This is a genomic window from Simplicispira hankyongi, assembly GCF_003570885.1.
GTDB lineage: Bacteria > Pseudomonadota > Gammaproteobacteria > Burkholderiales > Burkholderiaceae_C > Simplicispira > Simplicispira hankyongi.
Genome location: NZ_QXJC01000001.1, coordinates 1220589 through 1242461, shown reverse-complemented (window position 1 = coordinate 1242461; position 21873 = coordinate 1220589). Strand labels below are relative to the sequence as shown.

Annotated in this window: 24 protein-coding genes and 2 tRNA genes; 14 read left to right on the top strand and 12 right to left on the bottom strand. The window is 61.5% G+C overall.

What is annotated here, in order from left to right:
* Positions 1–52 precede the first annotated feature (52 nt).
* From leuD to grpE, 8 genes are all read right to left on the bottom strand, one after another.
* Positions 53–703, bottom strand: coding sequence for a 3-isopropylmalate dehydratase small subunit (gene leuD, locus D3F03_RS05720; RefSeq protein WP_119108320.1), 651 nt, complete (start codon positions 701–703; stop codon positions 53–55).
* 11 nt (positions 704–714) lie between these two features.
* Positions 715–840, bottom strand: coding sequence for an entericidin A/B family lipoprotein (locus D3F03_RS05715; RefSeq protein WP_119108319.1), 126 nt, complete (start codon positions 838–840; stop codon positions 715–717).
* A 48-nt stretch (positions 841–888) separates the two neighbouring features.
* A complete protein-coding gene (gene leuC / locus D3F03_RS05710; protein WP_119108318.1) occupies positions 889–2340 on the bottom strand; it encodes a 3-isopropylmalate dehydratase large subunit in 1452 nt (483 codons plus the stop codon).
* Positions 2341–2373: 33 nt separating this feature from the next.
* Positions 2374–3315: a LysR family transcriptional regulator gene (locus D3F03_RS05705; RefSeq protein ID WP_119108317.1), complete on the bottom strand. Its 942-nt coding sequence runs from the start codon at positions 3313–3315 to the stop codon at positions 2374–2376.
* Between the two features lie 115 nt (positions 3316–3430).
* Positions 3431–4795, bottom strand: coding sequence for an MBL fold metallo-hydrolase (locus tag D3F03_RS05700; protein ID WP_119108316.1), 1365 nt, complete (start codon positions 4793–4795; stop codon positions 3431–3433).
* A gap of 39 nt (positions 4796–4834) precedes the next feature.
* Positions 4835–5977, bottom strand: coding sequence for a molecular chaperone DnaJ (dnaJ, locus tag D3F03_RS05695; RefSeq protein ID WP_119108315.1), 1143 nt, complete (start codon positions 5975–5977; stop codon positions 4835–4837).
* Between the two features lie 106 nt (positions 5978–6083).
* Positions 6084–8030, bottom strand: coding sequence for a molecular chaperone DnaK (dnaK, locus tag D3F03_RS05690; protein WP_119108314.1), 1947 nt, complete (start codon positions 8028–8030; stop codon positions 6084–6086).
* Positions 8031–8120: 90 nt separating this feature from the next.
* The gene (gene grpE / locus D3F03_RS05685; protein WP_119108313.1) at positions 8121–8675 is read right to left on the bottom strand and encodes a nucleotide exchange factor GrpE; all 555 of its coding nucleotides are present in this window, start codon (positions 8673–8675) and stop codon (positions 8121–8123) included.
* 208 nt (positions 8676–8883) lie between these two features.
* On the opposite strand from grpE, the gene rpsF reads away from it, so the two are divergent.
* The 4 genes from rpsF to rplI are packed head-to-tail and all read left to right on the top strand — an operon-like array spanning position 8884 to position 10392.
* Positions 8884–9309, top strand: coding sequence for a 30S ribosomal protein S6 (rpsF, locus tag D3F03_RS05680; RefSeq protein ID WP_119108312.1), 426 nt, complete (start codon positions 8884–8886; stop codon positions 9307–9309).
* A gap of 27 nt (positions 9310–9336) precedes the next feature.
* On the top strand, positions 9337–9627 hold the full coding sequence (priB, locus tag D3F03_RS05675; protein ID WP_119108311.1) for a primosomal replication protein N: 291 nt from the start codon (positions 9337–9339) through the stop codon (positions 9625–9627).
* Between the two features lie 18 nt (positions 9628–9645).
* Positions 9646–9927: a 30S ribosomal protein S18 gene (gene rpsR / locus D3F03_RS05670; protein WP_119108310.1), complete on the top strand. Its 282-nt coding sequence runs from the start codon at positions 9646–9648 to the stop codon at positions 9925–9927.
* Between the two features lie 12 nt (positions 9928–9939).
* The gene (gene rplI, locus D3F03_RS05665) at positions 9940–10392 is read left to right on the top strand and encodes a 50S ribosomal protein L9 (RefSeq protein WP_119108309.1); all 453 of its coding nucleotides are present in this window, start codon (positions 9940–9942) and stop codon (positions 10390–10392) included.
* Positions 10393–10481: 89 nt separating this feature from the next.
* On the opposite strand, the gene D3F03_RS05660 is transcribed toward rplI, so the two are convergent.
* Positions 10482–11633, bottom strand: a complete 1152-nt coding sequence (locus D3F03_RS05660) for a S1C family serine protease (protein ID WP_119108308.1) — start codon at positions 11631–11633, stop codon at positions 10482–10484.
* A gap of 89 nt (positions 11634–11722) precedes the next feature.
* Here D3F03_RS05660 and D3F03_RS05655 point away from each other — a divergent pair, with 89 nt between their 5' ends.
* A complete protein-coding gene (locus D3F03_RS05655; protein WP_119108307.1) occupies positions 11723–12472 on the top strand; it encodes a Nif3-like dinuclear metal center hexameric protein in 750 nt (249 codons plus the stop codon).
* Positions 12473–12561: 89 nt separating this feature from the next.
* A complete protein-coding gene (gene pdxA / locus D3F03_RS05650; protein WP_119108306.1) occupies positions 12562–13602 on the top strand; it encodes a 4-hydroxythreonine-4-phosphate dehydrogenase PdxA in 1041 nt (346 codons plus the stop codon).
* Between the two features lie 4 nt (positions 13603–13606).
* Here pdxA and mscL read toward each other — a convergent pair whose 3' ends face one another.
* Entirely contained in the window at positions 13607–14050 is a 444-nt protein-coding gene (mscL, locus tag D3F03_RS05645) for a large conductance mechanosensitive channel protein MscL (protein ID WP_119108305.1), read from the bottom strand.
* Between the two features lie 181 nt (positions 14051–14231).
* On the opposite strand from mscL, the gene petA reads away from it, so the two are divergent.
* From petA to greB, 8 genes are all read left to right on the top strand, one after another.
* The gene (gene petA / locus D3F03_RS05640) at positions 14232–14831 is read left to right on the top strand and encodes a ubiquinol-cytochrome c reductase iron-sulfur subunit (protein WP_119108304.1); all 600 of its coding nucleotides are present in this window, start codon (positions 14232–14234) and stop codon (positions 14829–14831) included.
* A gap of 11 nt (positions 14832–14842) precedes the next feature.
* On the top strand, positions 14843–16279 hold the full coding sequence (locus tag D3F03_RS05635; protein WP_119108303.1) for a cytochrome b: 1437 nt from the start codon (positions 14843–14845) through the stop codon (positions 16277–16279).
* Between the two features lie 17 nt (positions 16280–16296).
* The gene (locus tag D3F03_RS05630; RefSeq protein ID WP_119108596.1) at positions 16297–17055 is read left to right on the top strand and encodes a cytochrome c1; all 759 of its coding nucleotides are present in this window, start codon (positions 16297–16299) and stop codon (positions 17053–17055) included.
* Between the two features lie 97 nt (positions 17056–17152).
* Entirely contained in the window at positions 17153–17764 is a 612-nt protein-coding gene (locus D3F03_RS05625) for a glutathione S-transferase N-terminal domain-containing protein (protein WP_119108302.1), read from the top strand.
* A 34-nt stretch (positions 17765–17798) separates the two neighbouring features.
* On the top strand, positions 17799–18311 hold the full coding sequence (locus D3F03_RS05620) for a ClpXP protease specificity-enhancing factor (protein ID WP_119108301.1): 513 nt from the start codon (positions 17799–17801) through the stop codon (positions 18309–18311).
* Positions 18312–18359: 48 nt separating this feature from the next.
* Positions 18360–18434 (top strand) — tRNA-Thr (locus tag D3F03_RS05615).
* A gap of 93 nt (positions 18435–18527) precedes the next feature.
* Positions 18528–18604, top strand: a tRNA-Arg gene (locus D3F03_RS05610).
* Between the two features lie 101 nt (positions 18605–18705).
* On the top strand, positions 18706–19263 hold the full coding sequence (gene greB, locus D3F03_RS05605) for a transcription elongation factor GreB (protein ID WP_119108300.1): 558 nt from the start codon (positions 18706–18708) through the stop codon (positions 19261–19263).
* Positions 19264–19285: 22 nt separating this feature from the next.
* On the opposite strand, the gene D3F03_RS05600 is transcribed toward greB, so the two are convergent.
* Together D3F03_RS05600 and rpoZ are read right to left on the bottom strand one after the other, a co-directional pair.
* Positions 19286–21559, bottom strand: coding sequence for a RelA/SpoT family protein (locus D3F03_RS05600; protein WP_119108299.1), 2274 nt, complete (start codon positions 21557–21559; stop codon positions 19286–19288).
* Positions 21560–21653: 94 nt separating this feature from the next.
* A complete protein-coding gene (gene rpoZ, locus D3F03_RS05595) occupies positions 21654–21857 on the bottom strand; it encodes a DNA-directed RNA polymerase subunit omega (RefSeq protein WP_119108298.1) in 204 nt (67 codons plus the stop codon).
* Positions 21858–21873 lie beyond the last annotated feature (16 nt).

Below are 21873 nucleotides of genomic sequence, written 5' to 3'. Positions count from 1 at the left end.
GCTGTAAGCGCTTTATGGATAAGCGCTGGAGGCCTATTTTGTGTGTAAATTTTCAGGACGCCATCGAATGCGCCAGCCAGGGCTTGGTGGCCAGGCGCTCGGCTTCAAACGCCTTGATCTTGTCCGACTGGCGCAGCGTCAGGCCGATGTCGTCCAGGCCGCCCAGCAGGCAGTACTTGCGAAAGGCCTGCACTTCAAACGCAATTTCTTGTCCCTGCGGGCGCACGATCACTTGGCGCTCCAGGTCGATGGTGAGCTGGTAGCCGGGGAAGGCCAGCACCTCGTCGAACAACTGGGCCACCGTGGCTTCTGGCAACTGAATCGGCAGCAGGCCGTTCTTGAAGCAGTTGTTGTAGAAGATGTCGGCATAGCTGGGCGCGATCACGCAGCGAAAGCCGTATTGGTCCAGCGCCCAGGGCGCGTGCTCGCGGCTTGATCCGCAGCCAAAGTTCTTGCGCGCCAGCAGGATGGAGGCGCCTTGGTAGCGCGGCTGGTTCAGCACGAAATCGGGGTTGGGCTTGCGGCTGGCCGGGTCCTGGCCGGGCTCGCCGTGGTCAAGGTAGCGCCATTCGTCAAACAGGTTGACGCCAAAACCCGTCTTCTTGATGGATTTGAGGAACTGCTTGGGAATGATGGCGTCGGTGTCGACGTTTTCGCGGTCCATGGGGGCGACGAGGCCCTTGTGGGTGTTGAATTTCTGCATGCTGGGCTTTCTTATTTGGCGGCGCGCTCGATGGCGCTGCCGGCTCGGCCAATGTCCTGGCCCATCCCCTTGACCGTGTTGCAGCCGGCAAGAAAGAAGGCCAGGGCGAGCGTGAGGAGGGTGGCGGTGGTTTTCATGGTGATGCTCCTTAGGCAATAGCGCAGTCGGACAAAACGGCAAGCAGCTTAGGCGAACTTGCGAATATCCACGAAATGGCCGTGCACGGCAGCTGCGGCGGCCATGGCGGGGCTGACCAGGTGCGTGCGCCCGCCCGCGCCCTGGCGGCCTTCGAAGTTGCGGTTGGAGGTGGATGCACAGCGTTCGCCCGGCTCCAGGCGGTCGGCGTTCATCGCCAGGCACATGGAGCAGCCGGGTTCGCGCCACTCAAAGCCGGCGGCCTTGAAGATGGCGTCCAGCCCCTCGCGCTCGGCCTGCTGCTTCACCAGGCCCGAGCCCGGCACCACCATGGCGAGTTTCACGTTGCCCGCCACCTTGCGGCCGAGCTTCTTCACCACGGCAGCAGCTTCTCGGATGTCCTCGATGCGGCTGTTGGTGCACGAGCCGATGAACACCTTGTCGATGGTGATGTCGTCCATGGCCTTGCCGGGCTGTAGGCCCATGTAGGTAAGTGCCCGCTCGATCGCGCCGCGCTTGCTGGCGTCCTTTTCCTTGTCGGGGTCGGGCACGTGGCCGTCCACGCCCAGCACCATTTCGGGCGAGGTGCCCCAGGTGACTTGCGGAACGATGTCTGCGGCGTTCAAGGTGACCACTGCGTCGAAGGCAGCATCCGGGTCGGAATGCAGGGTGCGCCAGTAGGCCGCGGCCTGGTCCCATTCGGCGCCGCCGACAAAGCGCCCGGTTTTTGCGTCGTAGCCTGGCGCCAGGGGCTTGCCGCGCAGGTAGTCGATGGTTTTTTCGTCCACCGCCACCAAGCCGGCGCGGGCACCGGCTTCGATGGCCATGTTGCAGACCGTCATGCGGCCTTCCATGCTGAGCGCGCGAATGGCTGGGCCGGAAAACTCAATCGTGTAGCCCGTGCCGCCCGCAGTGCCAATCTTCCCGATGATGGCCAGCACGATGTCCTTGGCGGTGATGCCGGGCGCCACCTGGCCGTTGACCTGCACCAGCAGGTTCTTGGCCTTCTTGGCCAGCAGGGTTTGCGTGGCCATCACGTGCTCGACCTCGCTGGTGCCGATGCCGTGGGCCAATGCGCCAAAGGCGCCATGGGTGGAGGTGTGCGAATCGCCGCAGACGACGGTCATGCCGGGCAGCGTGGCGCCGTTTTCCGGGCCGATGACGTGCACGATGCCCTGGCGCTGGTGCATGAACGGGAAGAACGCCGCCGGGCTGATCTGCGCCATGTTGTCGTTCAGCGTGGTGATCTGCTCCTTGCTGATCGGGTCGGTGATGCCGTCGTAGCCCTGTTCCCAGCCGGTGGTAGGGGTGTTGTGGTCAGCCGTGGCAACAATGGAGCTCATGCGCCAGACCTTGCGCCCGGCCTGGCGCAGGCCCTCGAACGCCTGGGGGCTGGTGACTTCGTGCACCAGATGGCGGTCGATGTAGAGGATGGACGTGCCGTCTTCTTCGGTGTGGACGACGTGCTCGTCCCAGATCTTGTCGTACAGGGTGCGTCCCATGGGGTGCTCTTCTTTCAGGTGGGGAGATGAATTTTAGGTTTTGTCGCACTCGTCCGCAGCAGCAGGGGCCAGGTGCTGCGCGAGCAAGTGGGCCGTGACCGGCAGGGCGCCAAAGTCGCGCGCCACCAGCGTGAGGGCGCGCTCGGCCCAGGGCTCCAGCAGGGGCACGGCCTGGAGCTGGCCCACGCCGCGCAGCAGGGCAAAGGCGCGATCGGGCAGCAGGCCGATGCCCAGGCCGTTGTCGATCATGCGGCACATGGCGTCCACGCCTGTCACCTGGATGCGCTGGCGCAGCGTGCGGCCCGCGGCGGCGGCCGCTGTGCGCATCGCCAGGCTGATGCTGCTATTGGCGTGCAGGCCGACGATGTCGTGGTCGAGGATTTCGCTGAACTGCACGCCGTCCCGCGCCGCCAATGGGTGCCCTGTTGGCACGGCCAAGACGAGCCGGTCGCTGCGGTACGGTCGGGTTTGCAAGTCGGCGGCTGTGCTGTTTGGGCCCAGATGACAAATTCCCAGATCGGCCGCGCCCTCGCTGACGGCATGCTGCACGGCGCCGCTCAGGTGTTCCTGCAGGTCGATCTTGATGTGGGGATGGGCGCGTGCAAAGCCGCCCAGGTCTTCCGGCAAAAAACCCACGATGGCGGAAATATTGGCATGCACGCGCACGTGGCCGCGCACCCCGCCCGCGTATTCGCCCAGTTCGCCCTGCATGCGTTCCAGGCCGAACAGGACAGTGCGTGCGTGGTGCAGCAGGCTCTCGCCGGCGGGGGTCGGCCGCACGCCGCGGCTGTGGCGGTAGAGCAGGGGGGTTTCCACGGCGGCTTCCAGGTCCGCCAGCCTTTTGCTGACGGCCGAGGCCGCCAAGAACTCGCGCTCCGCCGCCCGGCCGATGCTGCCCAGCTCGCATACCGCAACAAAAAGCTGCAGCGAGGTCAGGTCGATACGGCGCGCAAAGTTGCGCTCGGAGCGGGACATGGAAGCAAAGACCCCTTGAAAAACGAAGTCTTTGTATTTTCTTCGAATAAATATTCCTTAGACATCGCAAAACGCGATGTCTAAGGAATTCAAATACGCGCGGGCCGAACCGCACCTACAGCGAATGAACTGCGCCTTGCTCGGGCACCAGCGCTGGCCAGCGCAGTTCGTGGGCGATGCGTTCGCGCAAGCGGTCGGCGGCGGCCATCTCCCCATGCACCACGAACACCTGGCTGGGGGCGTGGTCCAGGCGGCGCAGCCAGGCCAGGGTCTGATCGCCATCGGCATGGGCGGACGCTGAGGTGATCTGTACCACCTGGGCGCGGATAGCCACCTCCTGGCCATGGATGCGAATGCTTTTCTCGCCGGCCGCGAGGCGGGCGCCGCGGGTTCCGGGGGCCTGGTGGCCGGTGAGCACGATCAGGTTGCGGTGGTCGCCCGCATACAGCGCGAGATGGTGCAGCACGCGCCCGCCCGTGGCCATGCCGCTGGCCGACAGAATCACCATCGGTCCGTGGCGCTTGGCCAGCGCCTTGGAGTCTTCGGTGGTCTGCACCATGGTCGCGCTGTGCGACAGCGCATGCACTTCATCCGTGCTGAGGCGGTGCTCCTGCGGGTGATGGGCAAACAAGGCCGTGGTGTTGACGGCCATGGGGCTGTCAAGAAACACCGGCAACTGCCGGGGCAGTGCGCCGCGCTCTTTGAGCAGGTTGATGGCGTGCAGCACCGACTGCGCGCGGCCCACGGCAAACACCGGCACCACGGCCACGCCCCCACGCTTCGCGACGGGCGCCAGCGCTGCGCCCAGCTCGTCCACCATGTTCTCTGGAGGGTGCTGGCGGTCGCCATAGGTCGATTCGATCAGGACCGTGTCGGCTTGTGGCGGCGCCTCGGGCGGTGCCATCACGAGATCGTCGTCCCGGCCCAGATCGCCGGAAAAGAGAATGCGATGGCCGCCGACTTCCAGCAGGATGCTGGCGGCGCCCAGGATGTGACCGGCGGAACTGAACGTGGCGCGCCAGCCTGGCACCGGCTCGAAGCTGCGGTGCAGTGCATGGGTGTGGAACTGGCGCAGGCAATGCTGCGCATCAAGCCGCGTGTACAGCGGCAGCGCAGGCGAGTGCTTGCTCAGGCCGTGGCGGTTGAGATACGCCGCGTCTTCTTCCTGTAAATGGCCGCTGTCGGGCAGCAGAATGCCGCATAGATCGCGGGTGGCGGCGGTGGCATGGACCGCGCCGTGAAAGCCATCACGCGCCAGCAGCGGCAGGTAGCCGCTGTGGTCCAGGTGCGCATGGGTCAGCAGCACCGCATCGATGTGCGCCGGGTCGACGCTCAGAGGTTGCCAGTTGCGCAGCCGCAGCTGTTTGTAACCTTGGAACAGACCGCAATCCACCAGGACACAGTGCCCATCGTGGCGAACGAGGTATTTGGATCCGGTAACGGTGCTGGCAGCGCCGAGAAACGTGATGCTGGGGGCCATGGGTACTCCGATGCGCTCTGGAGCCCCATGGTAGCCAACTTAACTGAAGAAGCTCTTGAGCTTGTCGGTCCAACTCTCGCCGCTAGGCGAGTGGCGGGCGCCGCCCTTTTTCAGCGATTCTTCGAGCTCTCGCAAGAGCTTGCGCTGGTGCTCGGTCAGCTTGACCGGGGTCTCGACCGCAATATGGCAATACAGGTCGCCGGGGTAGCTGGCGCGCACGCCCTTGACGCCCTTGCCGCGCAGGCGGAACTGCTTGCCGGCCTGGGTGCCCTCGGGGATGTCGATGGCCGCTTTGCCGTCGAGGGTGGGCACGTCGATTTCGCCGCCCAGCGCCGCGGTGATGAAGCTCACCGGCACCTGACAGTGCAGATCGTCGCCGTCGCGCTCGAAGATGTCGTGCTTCTTCATGCGGATTTCGATGTACAGGTCACCGGGCGGCCCGCCATTGGTGCCGGGCTCGCCGTTGCCGGTCGAGCGAATGCGCATGCCGTCGTCGATGCCGGCCGGAATCTTCACTTCCAGCGTCTTCTGCTTCTTCACGCGGCCCTGGCCCTGGCAACTGGGGCAGGGCTCGGGGATGATCTTGCCCGTGCCGCGGCAGTGCGGGCAGGTCTGCTGCACGCTGAAGAACCCCTGGCGCATCTGCACCGTGCCGGAGCCACTGCAGGTGCCGCAGGTTTTGGCGCTGGTGCCAGGCTTGGCACCGTTTCCGTGGCAGGTCTCGCAGGCTTCCCACGAAGGGATGCGGATCTGGGCGTCTTTGCCACGTGCGGCTTCTTCCAGCGTGACTTCCATGGCGTAGCTCAGGTCGCTGCCACGGTAGACCTGGCGCCCGCCCTGGCCGCGCCCGCGCCCGCCCTGGTTGAACATGTCACCAAAGATATCGCCAAAGGCTTCGGCAAACCCGCCAAAGCCCTCAGCGCCCGGACCGCCGGGGCCGCGCATGTTGGGGTCAACGCCCGCGTGTCCGTACTGGTCGTAGGCCGCGCGCTTCTGCGAATCCGACAGCATTTCGTAGGCCTCTTTGGCCTCCTTGAAACGGTCTTCTGCTGCCTTGCCCGTATCGCCCTGGTTGCGGTCAGGGTGGTGCTTCATCGCCAGCTTGCGATAGGCCTTCTTGATCTCATCCTCGGAGGCGTTCTTGGGAACGCCAAGGACTTCGTAAAAATCTCTTTTCGACATGGAGTTGTCAGCCCGGTTGGAACAGGAACGCCGCGCGAAAGCCTTTGGGGCTCCCAGCACGGCGGCTTGGTCGGGGCGGCTGCGCCCTGGCGCGCAGCGCCTGGGCTTAGCCCTTCTTCACTTCCTTGACTTCGGCATCCACCACGTTGTCGTCGTCCGCGGCTGCAGAACCTGCACTTTGCTGGGCCGAAGCGTCCGGACCACCAGCGCCCTGCGCTGCCTGGGCCGCCTGCTCATTGGCGTACATCTTCTCGCCCAGCTTCTGGCTGGCGGTCATCAGGGCCGTGGTTTTCGTCTCGATATCCGCCTTGTCTTCGGTCTTGAGGGCTTCTTCCAGGGCCTTGACTGCCGCGGTGATGGCGTCTTTTTCGCCAGCATCAAGCTTGTCACCATGCTCGACCAAGCTCTTGTTCACGCTGTGCACGGCCGCCTCGCCCTGGTTGCGGGCCTGCACCAGTTCGAGTTTCTTCTTGTCGTCTGCCGCGTTCACCTCGGCGTCCTTGACCATTTGCTGGATTTCGGCTTCGGAGAGACCCGAATTGGCCTTGATGGTGATCTTGTTTTCCTTGCCCGTGCCCTTGTCCTTGGCGCCTACGTGCAGGATGCCGTTGGCATCGATGTCGAACGACACTTCGATCTGCGGCGTGCCACGCGATGCTGGTGGAATGCCTTCGAGGTTGAATTCACCCAGCAGCTTGTTGCCCGCGGCAATCTCACGCTCGCCCTGGAACACCTTGATGGTCACGGCTGGCTGGTTGTCGTCGGCGGTGGAGAAGGTTTGTGCGAACTTCGTCGGAATCGTGGTGTTCTTGCTGATCATCTTGGTCATCACACCACCCAGGGTTTCAATGCCCAGGGAGAGCGGCGTCACGTCCAGCAACAGCACGTCCTTGCGGTCGCCCGACAGCACCTGGCCCTGGATCGCCGCGCCCACGGCCACGGCTTCGTCGGGGTTCACGTCCTTGCGGGGTTCCTTGCCGAAGAATTCCTTGACCTTCTCCTGCACCTTGGGCATGCGGGTCATGCCACCGACCAGAATGACGTCGTTGATGTCGGACACGCCGATGCCTGCGTCCTTGATGGCGGTGCGGCAAGGGGCGATGGTGCGTTCGATCAACTCGTCCACCAGGCTTTCGAGCTTGGCGCGGGTGAGCTTGATATTCAGGTGCTTGGGCCCCGAGGCGTCTGCCGTCACGTAGGGCAGGTTGATATCGGTCGCAGCCGAGTTGGACAGTTCGATCTTGGCCTTTTCAGCGGCTTCCTTTAGGCGCTGCAGCGCTAGTACGTCCTTCGACAGATCCACGCCCTGGTCCTTTTTGAACTCGGAAATGATGTAGTCGATGATGCGCTGGTCGAAGTCTTCGCCACCCAGGAAGGTGTCGCCGTTGGTGGAGAGCACTTCAAACTGCTTCTCGCCATCGACATCGGCAATTTCAATGATGGATACGTCGAATGTGCCGCCGCCCAAGTCGTACACCGCGATTTTGCGATCGCCCTTGGACTGCTTGTCGAGGCCAAAGGCCAGTGCCGCAGCCGTGGGTTCGTTGATGATGCGCTTGACGTCCAAGCCTGCAATGCGGCCGGCGTCCTTGGTGGCCTGGCGCTGTGCATCGTTGAAGTAGGCTGGCACGGTGATGACGGCGTCGGTCACGGGTTCGCCGAGAAAGTCTTCCGCGGTCTTCTTCATCTTGCGCAGAATGTCTGCGCTGATCTGTTGTGCCGAGAGTTTCTTGCCGTGCACTTCCACCCAGGCGTCGCCGTTGTCGGCCGCCACGATGGAGTAGGGCATCAGATCGATGTCCTTTTGCACTTCTTTTTCGGTGAACTTGCGTCCGATCAGGCGTTTGACGGCGTAGAGCGTGTTCTTGGGGTTGGTCACGGCCTGGCGTTTGGCCGACGCGCCCACCAGCACTTCACCGTTTTCCAGATAAGCGACGATGGAAGGCGTAGTGCGCGCGCCTTCGCTGTTTTCGATCACGCGGGTGGTGTTCCCCTCCATGATGGAAACGCAGCTGTTGGTCGTGCCGAGGTCAATACCGATGATTTTTCCCATTTTTTTCTCCGCGAGGCAGTTAATTGGTGTGAATGGCTGCTATTTGTGGCCTGCGTCGCCGGCTTCAAGCGGGCAGGCGCACTTTTGTGCTTATTTGGGCGCAGTGACCGTTACCAGAGCGGGGCGCAGCACCCGATCGGCAATCAGGTAGCCTTTTTGCAGCACTGAAACGATGGTGTTGGGTTCCTGGTTGGCAGGCACCATGCTGATGGCTTGGTGGCGATGAGGATCGAACTTTTCGCCCGCCGGAGGCGTGATCGCCAGCACCCGGTTGCGCTCCAGCGCCGAGTGCAGTTGGCGCAAGGTGGCTTCAGAGCCTTCGCGCAACTGCGCCGCGGTGGCGTTTTGAATAGCGAGCGCGGCGTCCAGGCTGTCGGCCACAGGCAGCAGGCCTTCGGCAAAGTTCTCGATGCCGAATTTGCGTGCCTTGGAAATTTCCTCTTCGGCGCGGCGGCGGGCATTTTCGGCTTCCGCCTTGGCGCGCAGGAACTGGTCCGCCAGATCTGCGCTTTTCGCCTTCAACTCGGCCAGTTCGGTCTGCAGGCGCTGCAGTTCGTCGTTGGCGTTGGCTGCCATCGCGGCTTCAAGCTCTTCGGGGGGGAGGTTCGGGGACGGCGTGGCGGGATTGTGGTTGTTGTCTTGCATGTCGGTCGTCTCAAATGCGAAGGAGCGGATGAAAGGTAGGTATGCCGGCGCACGTGGGGGCGACAGGGCCTAATTCAAGGATTTTGCATGACGCGGTATGTGGTGGCGTGTTCCAGCAGCAGGTGTCGGCTGCGTACTATAATTGCTGGCTTTGCCTTGCCACACTGCTACGGACGCAGCGGGTGGCTTTCAACCACAAGGAGTATGCATGCGTCATTACGAAATCATTTTGTTGATCCATCCGGATCAAAGCGAGCAGGTTCCTGCCATGCTCGAGCGCTACAAGGGCATGATCACCGCCGGCGGTGGCCAGGTGCACCGCGTGGAAGACTGGGGTCGCCGCCAACTGGCGTACCTGATCAACAAGCTCGCCAAGGCGCACTACCTGTGCATCAACATTGAAGCCGATCAGGCTGTCATGGCTGAACTGGAGCATGCCTTCAAGTTCAACGACGCCGTGCTGCGCCACCTCACCGTGCTGAAGAAGAAGGCCGATACCGGTCCTTCGTCGATGATGAAGACCGTCGAGCGCGAGGAAGCCCGCAAGGCCAGCCAGGCCGAATACGCTGCCTCCAGTGAGCGCGGCGAGCGCCCTGACCGTGGTGAGCGCAGCGAGCGTACCGAGCGCGCATAACGCTACGCACAGCGCTTGGCCCGGGCAGTGGAGAACCACGTCGCCTTGACCGCCTGCATCGCCGAGGCCCAGCCTTTGCGATTCACGCCCGCCGGTCTTCCCGCCATTGAATTGCGGCTTGAGCACAGCTCGCAGCAGCAAGAGGCAGGACAGAATCGAGATGTCAAGGCAGCGATGAAAGCGGTGGCTTTTGGTGCGATGGCCGAGCGATTGGCCAAGCAGCCCATAGGCAGCCTCTGGCGCTTCAACGGCTTTCTGGCCACGCCTCGCAATGGCAAGCATGCTGTGCTGCACGTTCAGGATATTCAACCCGATTAATTTTTAAGAGGTCCGAAAATGGCCGCATTCAAGAAATTCAACAAAGACAAGCGCCCCAAGCGCAATACCCAGTCGCTGCTGTTCAAGCGCAAGCGCTTCTGCCGTTTCACCGTCACTGGCGTCGAGGAAATCGACTACAAGGATGTGGACACGCTGCGCGACTTCATCGCTGAAAACGGCAAGATCATCCCCGCGCGCCTTACTGGCACGCGAGCGATCTTCCAGCGCCAGCTCAACACCGCCATCAAGCGCGCGCGCTTCCTGGCCCTGGTGCCTTACAGCGACCAGCACAAGATCTAAGGAGCACCCGTCATGCAAATCATCCTGCTCGACAAGGTTGTGAACCTTGGCAACCTGGGCGATCTCGTCAAGGTCAAAGACGGCTACGCCCGCAATTTTCTGATTCCTTCGGGCCGAGCCCGCCGTGCCACGGCTACCGCCAAGGCCGAGTTCGAAGCCAAGCGCGCCGAACTGGAAAAGGCCGCGGCTGAAAAGTTCGCCGCCTCGCAAGCCGAAGGCGCCAAGCTTGAAGGCAAAATCGTCAAGCTGACGCAAAAAGCCGGCGTGGACGGTCGTCTGTTTGGTTCGGTCACCAACGGTGATATCGCCGAAGAGCTGAACAAGCAAGGCTTCAAGGTGCTCAAGTCGCAAGTGCGTATGCCCAGCGGCCCTATCAAGACCATCGGCGACAGCACCGTGAGCGTGAACTTGCACCACGATGTGGCCGTCGAAGTGACGGTCTCGGTCTACGGCGAAACCGCCTGATAAGCCGGTTTTTCGTCTCTCAGAAAAAACCGCCTTCGGGCGGTTTTTTCTTTTTCTGAATGGACGGCGGAAGGCGAAGGGGCTGGTGGCTACCGGGTTGCGGGAGCGCGCGGGGGGCGCGGGCGTACCCCAGGCTCGACTTCGAGGTCGAGCATGTGCTCGCCCCGCTGCACGCGCAGGCTGGCCATTTCGCCAGGCTTGAGGGCTGCGACCGCACTCAACAGTCCGGCCACGCTCGTGACGGGTTTGCCTGCGACTTCGGTGATGACATCGCCGGGTCGCAGCCCGGCACGCGCTGCCGGCGCATTCTGCAATACCCCGGTGATGATCACGCCCGAAGGGGCCTTGACGCCGAAGGTTTCCGCCATTTCAGGCGAGAGCTCGCCTGGCTCGACGCCGATCCAGCCGCGCGTCACCTGTCCGTGGGCTGTGATGTTGGCGAGCACCATCTTGGCGGTGGACACCGGGATAGCAAAGCCAATCCCCAGGCTGCCGCCCGAGCGCGAGTAGATCGCCGTGTTGATGCCTAGCAGGTTGCCATTGGCATCGACCAGTGCACCACCGGAATTGCCGGGGTTGATGGCGGCGTCTGTCTGGATGAAGTTCTCGAAGGTGTTGATGCCCAGCTGGCTGCGCCCCAGCGCGCTGACGATGCCACTGGTGACGGTCTGTCCCACGCCAAACGGGTTGCCGATGGCGAGCACCCGATCACCGACCTGGGCGGCATCCGAGTTGCCGAGCACGATGACCGGCAGCTTATCGAGCTCAATCTTCAGGATGGCCAGATCGGTGTCTGGATCGGTGCCGATGACGCGTGCGCGTGCCTTGCGGCTGTCGCTCAGGGTGACGTCGATCTCGTCGGCCCCTTCGACCACATGGTTGTTGGTCAGGATGTACCCCTCCGGGCTGACGATGACACCGCTGCCCAGGCCAGCCTGCGGCTGACTGCCTTGGTTGCCGAAGAAGAACTGGAACCATGGGTCGTCGCTGCGCGGGTCGCGCACTGGCGCCTTGCTGGTGTTGATGCTGACCACTGCGGGCGCGGCTTTGCGGGCGGCTGCGGCAAAGCTGCCAGGCATGGGCGCCGTTGTGGTACTTGTAGGCGCCTCAACGAGCGAAATACTCGTCCGCCCTGGGAAGGACACGCCGTGCAGCCACCCTGGCTGCAGGGTGGCGACCACAAACCATGCAGCAAGCAGGACCGTAATGGTTTGTGAGAAAAGCAGCCAAAGGCGTTTCATGAAGGAAAGGCAGTAAGTGAAAGAAGGCAACCCAGCCCGTGTTGAGCGCTGCCACGCTATTGTCGCGCAGTGCGCGCCACAATAGTGCCATGAGCATATCGCGCGAGAGCTTGCTGCACGCCTTTGATACCCTGCTGCAGCCCGACCGGTTCAAGGACTATGGCCCGAATGGGCTGCAGGTGGAGGGGCGGCCGTCCATTGAGCGGGTGGTCAGTGGTGTGACCGCCAGCCAGGCTTTGATCGATGCCGCCATTGACGCTGGTGCGGACGCCATCTTCGTGCACCACGGGCTTTTCTGGCGTGGCCAGGATGGGCGCGTCATCGGCTGGATGAAGCAACGCCTGCAACGCCTGCTGGCGCATGACATCAATCTGTTTGCCTACCACTTGCCGCTTGATGCGCACCCTGAACTGGGCAACAACGCATGCCTGGGAAAAGCGCTTGGGTGGAGGACGGATGCCCATTTTGGCGACCAGGAACTTGGCTGCCTGGCGAGCGTGCAGTATGCGAGCGCAGCAGCCTTGTGTGCCCATGTGGCCCAGGTGCTTGGCCGAGAGCCGGTGTGTGTGCCTGGCCCTCAAGGCGCAGTGACCCGGGTGGGTTGGTGCACTGGCGGCGCGCAAGCTTATTTTGAGGCAGCGGCCGCAGCCGGTGCGCAGGTGTACCTGACGGGTGAAATTTCCGAACCGCAGGCCCATCTTGCGCGCGAAATGGGAACGGGATTCATTGCTGCGGGCCACCATGCGACGGAGCGCTACGGGGCGCCGGCCGTGGCGGCCCACGTAGCGCAGCAACTGGGCCTCACACACCGCTTCATTGACATTGACAACCCCGCCTAAGCGGTTCCAACCGCATTTTGTAAACTATCAAATTAATAGCTTATAGCGCAGTACCAATAAGCGTTGCAGGCTATTTTCTTCATATTTTCATGGACACACGCCTACCACTTGCCATTACCCAGGGCGACCCAGCGGGTATCGGGCCTGAAATCATCGCCAAGGCTTTCCGCGACGCGCCCGAGCAGATGCGCGGCGCGTTTGTCGTTGGCGAGCTTGGCACCCTGCGCCGCGCAGCTGCCTGCGTGCGCCGGCCAGGCATTCCGGACTTGCCCGTGGCGGTCCTCCAGTCCGCGCAGGAGGCCTGGGATATGCCGCCGCGCTGCCTGCCTGTGCTGCCCCTGGCCGGGCTGCCGGCGGCCATCCCCATCGGCAGGGTGAGTGCCGAGGGCGGCCGCGCCGCAGCAGACTGCGTGGTGTGGGCCGCGCAGGCGGCGCTGCGGGGCGATATCGCCGGTTTGGTCACTGCGCCGCTGCACAAAGAGTCGCTGCATGCGGCGGGAGTGGACTTCCCTGGCCACACCGAGCTGCTGCAGGCGCAGGCAGCCGCGCACGCTGGTGTGCCACTGAGCGACATGCCGGTGCGCATGATGCTGGCGAGCGATGAGCTGTGCACTGTGCTGGTCAGTATTCACATGGCGCTACGGGACGCGATAGCTGCTGTTACGCCGGACAACCTGTTGCAAACCCTGCGCATTGCGCATTCCGCGCTGTTTAAAAGCCTGGGACGGGTCCCGCGCATCGGTGTGGCGGGCCTGAACCCGCACGCGGGTGAGGGCGGTTTGTTCGGGCGCGAGGAAATCGAGGTGATTGTCCCAACCATCGCACGGGCGCGCGGCGAGGGCATAGACGCAACGGGCCCCTGGGCGCCCGATACCGTGTTCATGCGCGCCCGCCACACGCCTGCGCGGCCAGGTGAGTTCGACGCTGTGGTGGCGATGTACCACGACCAGGGCCTCATTCCCGTCAAGTACCTGGGGGTCGATAAGGGCGTGAACGTCACACTGGGGCTTCCCTTGGTGCGCACCAGCCCGGACCACGGAACAGCGTTCGACATTGCCGGCACCGGCCAGGCCGACCCCGCAAGCCTGATTGAGGCAGTGCGCTGGGCGCGCCGCCTCTCAAGTACCTGATATCTCAGGCGCCTGGCGTGCGGCCTTTCAAGCTGTCGCGAATTTCGCGCAGGAGCACGATGTCCTCGGGCGTCACGGCAGGCGCTGGTGCAGGTTCCGGATGGCTGCGTTTTAGGCGGTTGATCTGCTGAATCATCAGGAAAATGATGAAGGCCAGAATGAAGAAGTTCACGGCCACGGTAATGAAGTTGCCATAGGCCAGTACAGGAACACCGGCCTTCTTGAGCGCGTCGAGAGTCATCGCCGTGCCGGTTGGGACCGTACCCAGAACGACAAAGAGATTGGAAAAGTCGAGCTTGCCGAACACCAGCCCGACTACCGGCATGATCAGATCGCTGACCACCGAGTCGACAATTTTTCCGAAAGCCGCTCCAATGATCACGCCTACCGCCAGATCGATCACATTGCCCTTGATCGCAAACTCGCGAAATTCTTTCATCATTCCCATTGAATTCTCCCGTGGTTTTGGATACTTCGCAGTATCTCCTGAAGCGCGCCGTTCGTGCTGAAGCTTGCCAGGGGTCAAACACTGTGCGGTCTTCACTGAGCGTGTGCGGGGTTGGACGTTTTCACTCCGCTACAATTTCGGGCTGTCTCCCCAACCCCAGCGATGTACATCGAGGACCCCCATGAGTGACACTCCAATCGACTCCAGCAAGCGGACGTGGCTGATCGCGACCGGCTGTGCTGGCGCGGTGGGTGGCGTAGCAACCGCCGTTCCCTTCGTGAGTTCTTTCCAGCCATCCGAGAAGGCCAAAGCCGCAGGCGCTGCAGTTGAAGTGGACATTTCTGCCTTGAAGCCGGATGAAAAAATGGTTGTCGCGTGGCGTGGCAAGCCCGTGTGGATCATGCGCCGCACGCCGGAGCAGGTCGCCGAACTTGCCAAGAACGACGACAAGCTGGCGGATCCCAAGTCGCTGCGCAAACCCGACGAATTCACGCCCCCTTATGCCCGCAACGAGCAGCGCTCGATCAAGCCCGAGTATTTCGTGGCAGTCGGCATTTGCCCGCACCTGGGATGCTCACCCTCCGATCGATTCACCCCAGGCGCGCAGCCATCTTTGCCCGACGACTGGCCGGGTGGCTTCCTTTGCCCTTGTCACGGTTCCACCTTTGATCTGGCTGGCCGCGTGTACAAGAACAAGCCCTCGCCAGACAACCTGGAAGTGCCTCCGCACATGTACCTCTCGGATACCCGCCTGCTCATCGGCGAAGACAAGAAAGCTTGAGGGACTGAACTATGGCTGTGTTCAAGGAAATTTCCCCCAACGCTTCGGCGGGCGCCAAGCTCACGAACTGGTTTGAGAACCGGTTCCCGACGGCATTCGATGCTTACCGCGTCCATATGTCGGAGTACTACGCCCCGAAGAACTTCAACTTCTGGTACATCTTTGGCTCGCTGGCCCTTCTGGTGCTGGTGATCCAGATCGTCACCGGTATTTTTCTGGTGATGCACTACAAACCGGACGCCGCGCTGGCGTTTGGCTCGGTCGAGTACATCATGCGCGACGTGCCATGGGGCTGGTTGATTCGCTACATGCACTCTACGGGCGCATCGGCGTTTTTCATCGTCGTCTATTTGCACATGTTCCGCGGCCTGTTGTACGGCAGTTACCGCAAGCCGCGCGAGTTGGTCTGGATCTTTGGCTGTGCGATCTTCCTGGCACTCATGGCCGAGGCCTTCATGGGGTATTTGCTGCCCTGGGGTCAGATGTCGTACTGGGGTGCCCAGGTGATCGTGAACCTATTCTCCGCTATTCCTTTCGTCGGCCCCGATCTGGCACTGCTGATTCGGGGTGATTACGTGGTGGGAGACGCCACGCTCAATCGCTTCTTCAGTTTCCACGTCATTGCTGTGCCGCTGGTTCTGCTGGGCCTGGTCGTGGCGCACCTGCTGGCGCTGCACGACGTGGGTTCGAACAACCCTGACGGCATCGAAATCAAGGGTCCGAACGCACCGCGCGACGAGAAGGGCCATCCGCTCGACGGCATTCCGTTCCATCCGTACTACACGGTGCACGACATCCTGGGGGTCTGCCTGTTCCTGATGGCGTTCTCGGCGGTGATCTTCTTTGCGCCGGAAGCGGGGGGCTATTTCCTGGAATATAACAATTTCATTCCCGCCAATCCGTTCCAGACGCCAGCGCACATTGCACCAGTGTGGTACTTCACGCCGTTTTACTCAATGCTGCGCGCTGTCACCACCGAAATGGTGTACGCGCTGATCGCTTGTATCGTCGCAGCCGCTGGTTTTGGCGTCATTAAAGGGAAATTGCCCAGTATTTTCAAGGGCGTCATTGTGGTGGCCGCTGCGGTGGCGATTGTGCTCATGCTGAATATCGATGCCAAGTTCTGGGGTGTGGTGGTGATGGGTGGCGCCGTGGTCATTCTTTTCTTCCTGCCTTGGCTTGACCAGAGCCCGGTCAAGTCCATTCGCTACCGTCCAAGCTGGCACAAATATATGTTTGGTGTGTTTGTATTCATGTTTATGGTCCTTGGTTATCTGGGCATTCAGCCACCGGGTGCCTGGGGTGCATGGGCGGGCCAAGATCTTGCTCAGCGCGTGTCTCAGGTGTTCACACTCGGGTACTTTGGCTTCTTCCTGCTCATGCCTTGGTGGAGTCGCCTGGGTGAGCCCAAGCCTGTGCCCGACCGCGTAAACTTTGCTGCGCATTGAGCCAGGAGATGCAGATCATGAAAAAAATCATCCTCTCGTTCATTGCAGCACTCGGTCTTGTGGCGGGTGTGGCCCATGCATCTGGTGGTGCCCTCGCCTGGGACAAGGCGCCCAATCGAATCAACGACCTGCCGGCGCTGCAAAATGGTGCCAAGCTGTTCGTCAATTACTGCGTGGGTTGCCACTCTGCGGCGTTCATGCGCTACAACCGTTTGACCGATATTGGCTTGACGCCCCAACAGATCAAGGACAACCTACTCTTCACGACCGACAAGATCGGCGAGACCATGGTGGCCGCGATTGATCCGAGCCAGGCCAAGGAGTGGTTTGGCGCAAACCCGCCGGACCTCACAGTGATCGCGCGTTCGCGTGCCGGGCACGGCGGTACCGGGGCGGACTATCTCTACACCTTCCTGCGCAGCTTCTACCGCGACGATACCAAGGCGACGGGGTGGAACAACCTTGCCTTTCCGAATGTTGCCATGCCCAATCCTCTGTGGCAGCTGCAGGGTGATCGTCAGCCGGTCTTCGCAGAGCACGAAAGCCATGGTGAGACTGTGCATGTCTTTAAGGCTTGGGAGCAGAAGGCCGCGGGCACGATGACCACGGCGCAGTACGATGAGGCCATTGGCGATCTCGTGGGCTATCTGCAATGGATGGGCGAGCCTGCACAGAAGACGCGCATCCGCGTAGGCGTAGGGGTGCTGATTTTCCTTGCATTCACCACAGTGCTGGCCTGGAGGCTTAATGCGGCCTTCTGGAAAGACGTCAAGTAGTCCCAGGTTTCACCATGCTGCATCTGCGGATGCAGCGTTTTTGCAAGAGTGGGCGCCGCTGGCGTTCCACTCTTTTGGTTTTTAGGAGTTTCGCTACATGATGGTGCTTTATTCGGGTACGACTTGCCCCTTCTCTCACCGTTGCCGCTTCGTTTTGTTCGAAAAAGGCATGGACTTCGAGATCCGCGACGTGGATCTCTACAACAAGCCCGAAGACATTGCCGTGATGAACCCGTACGGCCAAGTCCCCATCCTGGTGGAACGCGACCTGATTTTGTACGAGTCGAACATCATCAATGAGTACATTGATGAGCGCTTTCCTCATCCCCAACTGATGCCCGGCGACCCGGTGGACCGCGCCCGTGTGCGCCTGTTCCTGCTCAACTTTGAGAAGGAGCTTTTTGTACACGTCAACAGTCTTGAATCGCGTGCCAGCAAAGGCAACGAGAAGGCACTGGAGAAGGCCCGTGCGCACATTCGCGACCGCTTGACCCAGCTAGCGCCGGTTTTTCTGAAGAACAAGTACATGCTGGGCGACAACTTCTCCATGCTTGACGTGGCGATCGCTCCGCTGCTTTGGCGCCTGGACTACTACGGCATCGATCTGAGCAAGAACGCTGCTCCTTTGCTCAAGTACGCCGAGCGCATCTTCTCCCGGCCAGCCTACATTGAAGCACTTACGCCTTCCGAAAAGGTCATGCGCAAGTAAATAGGCCCGCGCAGTTGTCAGCAGGAAACGTGCCATGAAGCCTCAGGAATCCAACTCGACCCGTCCGTACCTCATTCGGGCGCTGCACGAATGGTGCAGCGACAATGGGTTTACCCCCCATGTCGCTGTGAAGGTGGACGACTCCGTCCAGGTACCGCGCGAATACGTGAGCAATGGGGAAATCGTACTCAACATTGGCCTTGACGCGACAAGTGGGCTGCAGTTGGGCAATGATTTCATTGAGTTCAAGGCGCGCTTTGGTGGACAGCCTCGCGACATTCTGGTGCCAGTGGGGCGTGTCATCGCCATCTATGCACGAGAAAACGGCCAGGGCATGGCGTTCCCTCCACCCGTGGATCTTTTGTCTGGCGCCGTGCAACCGACCCAAGCAATAGAGCCCGAGCAAGTCGACCCTGCGGAAGCTAGATCGGTCGTCCAGCTGGTGCCGGAGATGGCTAACCCCGCCTCCGAGCCAGCACCCGAACATCCTCAGCCGTCGCCTTCTAGTGGCGGGCCTAGGCGCGCTTCGCTCAAGCGGGTGAAGTAAGCAGGGTTCGTCGAAATCTACGCGGTTCCCGATTAAAATCACATCTTTGCCGATTTAGCTCAGTGGTAGAGCAACCGCCTTGTAAGCGGTAGGTCGTCAGTTCAATCCCGACAATCGGCACCATTCCATGCGCCAATGTGCTTTTTGAAAAAAAGAGTGTGTAGTTTTTCTCGATACTCATGCGAGGCAAAAATTCACGCTATAATTTGAGACTTGGCGGCTGTAGCTCAGTTGGATAGAGTACTTGGCTACGAACCAAGGGGTCGTGGGTTCAATTCCTGCCAGCCGCACCAAAAAGGTAAGCCCTGATACTGCAAGGTATCAGGGCTTTTTCCTTTGTGCTTAGCTTGGGCGCCAACAGTGATACAAGCTTTGAGGACTGCGAGGAGAATTCATGAGCAAGGCGTTCACCCGCGAAACCGATGAGGAGCCTGTGGAGCCTTTGTCCTCGGCGACGCCTCTCGGCGACACCCGCAACTACATCACCTCAGCTGGCTATGCTCGCTTGCGCGATGAGCTGTTACAGTTGATGGATGTCGAGCGCCCCAAGATCGTGGAGACGGTGCATTGGGCGGCAAAAAACGGCGATCGCTCGGAAAATGGCGACTATCTCTATGGGAAAAAGCGCCTGCGTGAGATTGATCGTCGCATCCGGTTTCTCACTTCCCGCATGGAGGCAGCGGAAATCGTCAACGCTGCCATCCATGCAGGAAATCAACAGATATTCTTCGGCGCCACAGTCCACTATGTAGACGATCAGGGCGCAGAAGCCGTGGTGACCATCAAAGGCATAGACGAAGTGGATACACGTCATGGTGAGATCAGCTGGATTTCGCCCGTGGCGCGGGCGCTTCTCAAGGCGCGCGTTGGCGATGAGGTGCAACTCGCGACGCCATCGGGCACGCGCTACCTCGAAATCCTTGATGTGACGTATCCAGATTCAGAGCAGTAGGATTCCCCTGCTCAGCACCTGTTCATGCGGTCGGCAGGGCGCGCACCGCGCGCAATACGGCATGGGTCCGCCGAAGACTGCGTAGCGCTGCCTCCAGATGCGTGGTGTCGCGCACCCCAATCACCAGACGCAGATTGACGGTATCCAGCGCCACTTCATCGTCCATGTCGATGTGAATAATATCGGCCTCGACGCTGGCCAAATCGGCCGCGACGCGCGCAAGAACCCCTTTGCCGTTGTTCACGGTGACGACAATTCCCGTCTCGAACATACGGGTAGGTTCTTCGCTCCAATCAACCGAGATGAAACGTTCGCTGTCCTTGGCCTGCAAGCGCCGTGCGATTGCACAGGACGCCGCATGGACCACCAGACCTTCGCCGCGCCCCAGGTAGCCCACGATTTCGTCGCCCGGGACCGGCCGGCAGCAGGGCGCGTACTTCACGGACGCGTTCTCGCTGCCATCCAGCGACACGCCGCCCTGCGAGATTCTTTCGTGCGACGAATAGCGTTCGCGTGTCAGCAAAAGGGCATCAGGGCGATAGCCATGCTCTGCCATCAGCCCGAGCAGGCGCTTGGCAACGATGGTTGCAATGCGCTTGCCCAACCCGATGTCGGTCATCAGCTCGCTGCGGGCGCGGCTCCCGGTGAAGCGGAGCAACTTGTCCCACAACGGCTGCATCTCTTCCGTATTGGGGGGGAGCCGTTCCAGGCCCTCTGCGCGCAAGGCCTGGGTGAGCAACTTCTCGCCAAGCGTTTCCGAATCCGCCTGTGCCAGCGACTTGAGGTGGCTGCGAATCTTGGAGCGTGCTCGGCCGGTGCGCACAAACCCCAACCAAGCCGGATTGGGTGTGGTGGTGGGTGTGGTGATGATCTCGACGATATCGCCGTTGTGAATTTCGGTGCGCAGCGGAACTTGCTCGTTGTTGACCTTGGCTGCCGCTGTGTGATTGCCGACATCGCTGTGAATGGCATAGGCGAAATCGACCACGGTGGCACCACGCGGCAGCGCCAGGATCTGGCTTTTTGGCGTGAACACGTAGACCGCGTCGGGAAACAGATCGACCTTGACGTGGTCCCAAAATTCGGCGGCGTCGCGGGTTTCGTTCTGGATGTCCAGGAGCGACTGCAACCACTTGGTTCCAAGACGCTCGGCTGAGCCGCCGTCGACATCCTTTTCCTTGTAGAGCCAGTGCGCTGCAACGCCGGCCTCAGCGATCAGGTGCATTTCTTCTGTGCGCATCTGAAATTCGATGTTCACGCCAGAAGGGCCGACGAGCGTTGTGTGCAGGGACTGGTAGCCATTGACCTTGGCAATAGCAATGTGGTCCTTGAACTTGCCCGGCACCGGTTTGTACATCTGATGCAGCACCCCGAGGGCCGTATAGCACTCGGTTACGCTGCCTACGATCACACGAAAACCGTACAGGTCCGTTACCTGGGCGAAGCTCAGGTGTTTTTGCGTCATCTTCTCGTAGATCGCAAAAAGTGTTTTTTCCCGACCTGCCAGGCGTGCGGGCAGGCCCACACGCACAAACGCAGCGTCGACATCCATCTGCACTTTCTGCACCAGATCGCGCCGGCGACTGCGGGCCTTGGCAACGGCTTTCGACAGCGTGGCGTAGCGCCAGGGGTGTAGGTAGCGAAACGACAGATCCTGCAGCTCGCGGTACGTCTGGTTCAGGCCCAGTCGGTGTGCAATGGGCGCATAAATTTCCAGCGTTTCCGAGGCGATCCGCCCCCACTTGCTGCGCGGCATGTCCGCCAGCGTCCGCATGTTGTGGCTGCGATCCGCCAGCTTGATCAGAATAACGCGCACGTCGCGTGCCATGGCCAGCAGCATTTTCCGAAACGACTCGGCCTGGTTTTCTTCCCGCGTGTCGAACTGCAGCTTGTCCAGCTTGGTGAGCCCATCGACCAATTCGGCGACACTGGCGCCGAAATGCTCCACCAGATCGCCCTTGGTGACCCCGCAGTCTTCCATGGCGTCGTGCAGCAGCGCCGCCATCAGCGCTTGCGCGTCGAGCTTCCATTGTGCGCATTGCGCTGCGACGGCAATCGGGTGCGTGATGTAGGGCTCGCCGCTGTTTCGCAGTTGCCCCAGATGGGCGGCATCAGCAAATCGGTAAGCCTGGCGCACCAGGTCGACCTGAGCCGGCTCCAGATAGTCGAGGCTGTCGGTCAGCGCAGCAAAGCTTGCCGCGGCCGCGTTGGCGGCGGCGGTGGCATTGCTGATTTCCTGCGTGCGCTCGGGCGCTTGCCCTTCGCTGGCAGAAACCTGATTCGACTCCGCGTTCATACCTTAAATGTAGCGCGCGACAGAGCGGCAGCCGGCCGAAATGAAAAAAGGCACCGCAATGCGGTGCCCTTTTCATAGGCAGACGCTGGGTCGGTCAGCCTGGAACTTTCTTGAGCATCTCGATGCCCACCTTGCCGGCGGCGATTTCGCGCAAGGCCGTCACGCCCGGCTTGTTTCGGCTCTCGATGCGCGGGGTGTGGCCCTGGCTGAGCATGCGCGCGCGATAGGTTGCTGCCAGTACGAGCTGGAAACGGTTGGGGATCTGCACGAGGCAGTCTTCGACAGTAATGCGGGCCATGAATTCTCCAGGTGGG

Excerpts from the sequence above, each read along its gene's own strand:
- leuD (WP_119108320.1), bottom strand. The coding sequence starts at position 703 with ATGCAGAAATTCAACACCCACAAGGGCCTCGTCGCCCCCATGGACCGC.
- D3F03_RS05715 (WP_119108319.1), bottom strand. The coding sequence starts at position 840 with ATGAAAACCACCGCCACCCTCCTCACGCTCGCCCTGGCCTTCTTTCTT.
- leuC (WP_119108318.1), bottom strand. The coding sequence starts at position 2,340 with ATGGGACGCACCCTGTACGACAAGATCTGGGACGAGCACGTCGTCCAC.
- D3F03_RS05705 (WP_119108317.1), bottom strand. The coding sequence starts at position 3,315 with ATGTCCCGCTCCGAGCGCAACTTTGCGCGCCGTATCGACCTGACCTCG.
- D3F03_RS05700 (WP_119108316.1), bottom strand. The coding sequence starts at position 4,795 with ATGGCCCCCAGCATCACGTTTCTCGGCGCTGCCAGCACCGTTACCGGA.
- dnaJ (WP_119108315.1), bottom strand. The coding sequence starts at position 5,977 with ATGTCGAAAAGAGATTTTTACGAAGTCCTTGGCGTTCCCAAGAACGCC.
- dnaK (WP_119108314.1), bottom strand. The coding sequence starts at position 8,030 with ATGGGAAAAATCATCGGTATTGACCTCGGCACGACCAACAGCTGCGTT.
- grpE (WP_119108313.1), bottom strand. The coding sequence starts at position 8,675 with ATGCAAGACAACAACCACAATCCCGCCACGCCGTCCCCGAACCTCCCC.
- rpsF (WP_119108312.1), top strand. The coding sequence starts at position 8,884 with ATGCGTCATTACGAAATCATTTTGTTGATCCATCCGGATCAAAGCGAG.
- rpsR (WP_119108310.1), top strand. The coding sequence starts at position 9,646 with ATGGCCGCATTCAAGAAATTCAACAAAGACAAGCGCCCCAAGCGCAAT.
- rplI (WP_119108309.1), top strand. The coding sequence starts at position 9,940 with ATGCAAATCATCCTGCTCGACAAGGTTGTGAACCTTGGCAACCTGGGC.
- D3F03_RS05660 (WP_119108308.1), bottom strand. The coding sequence starts at position 11,633 with ATGAAACGCCTTTGGCTGCTTTTCTCACAAACCATTACGGTCCTGCTT.
- D3F03_RS05655 (WP_119108307.1), top strand. The coding sequence starts at position 11,723 with ATGAGCATATCGCGCGAGAGCTTGCTGCACGCCTTTGATACCCTGCTG.
- pdxA (WP_119108306.1), top strand. The coding sequence starts at position 12,562 with ATGGACACACGCCTACCACTTGCCATTACCCAGGGCGACCCAGCGGGT.
- mscL (WP_119108305.1), bottom strand. The coding sequence starts at position 14,050 with ATGGGAATGATGAAAGAATTTCGCGAGTTTGCGATCAAGGGCAATGTG.
- petA (WP_119108304.1), top strand. The coding sequence starts at position 14,232 with ATGAGTGACACTCCAATCGACTCCAGCAAGCGGACGTGGCTGATCGCG.
- D3F03_RS05635 (WP_119108303.1), top strand. The coding sequence starts at position 14,843 with ATGGCTGTGTTCAAGGAAATTTCCCCCAACGCTTCGGCGGGCGCCAAG.
- D3F03_RS05630 (WP_119108596.1), top strand. The coding sequence starts at position 16,297 with ATGAAAAAAATCATCCTCTCGTTCATTGCAGCACTCGGTCTTGTGGCG.
- D3F03_RS05625 (WP_119108302.1), top strand. The coding sequence starts at position 17,153 with ATGATGGTGCTTTATTCGGGTACGACTTGCCCCTTCTCTCACCGTTGC.
- D3F03_RS05620 (WP_119108301.1), top strand. The coding sequence starts at position 17,799 with ATGAAGCCTCAGGAATCCAACTCGACCCGTCCGTACCTCATTCGGGCG.
- greB (WP_119108300.1), top strand. The coding sequence starts at position 18,706 with ATGAGCAAGGCGTTCACCCGCGAAACCGATGAGGAGCCTGTGGAGCCT.
- D3F03_RS05600 (WP_119108299.1), bottom strand. The coding sequence starts at position 21,559 with ATGAACGCGGAGTCGAATCAGGTTTCTGCCAGCGAAGGGCAAGCGCCC.
- rpoZ (WP_119108298.1), bottom strand. The coding sequence starts at position 21,857 with ATGGCCCGCATTACTGTCGAAGACTGCCTCGTGCAGATCCCCAACCGT.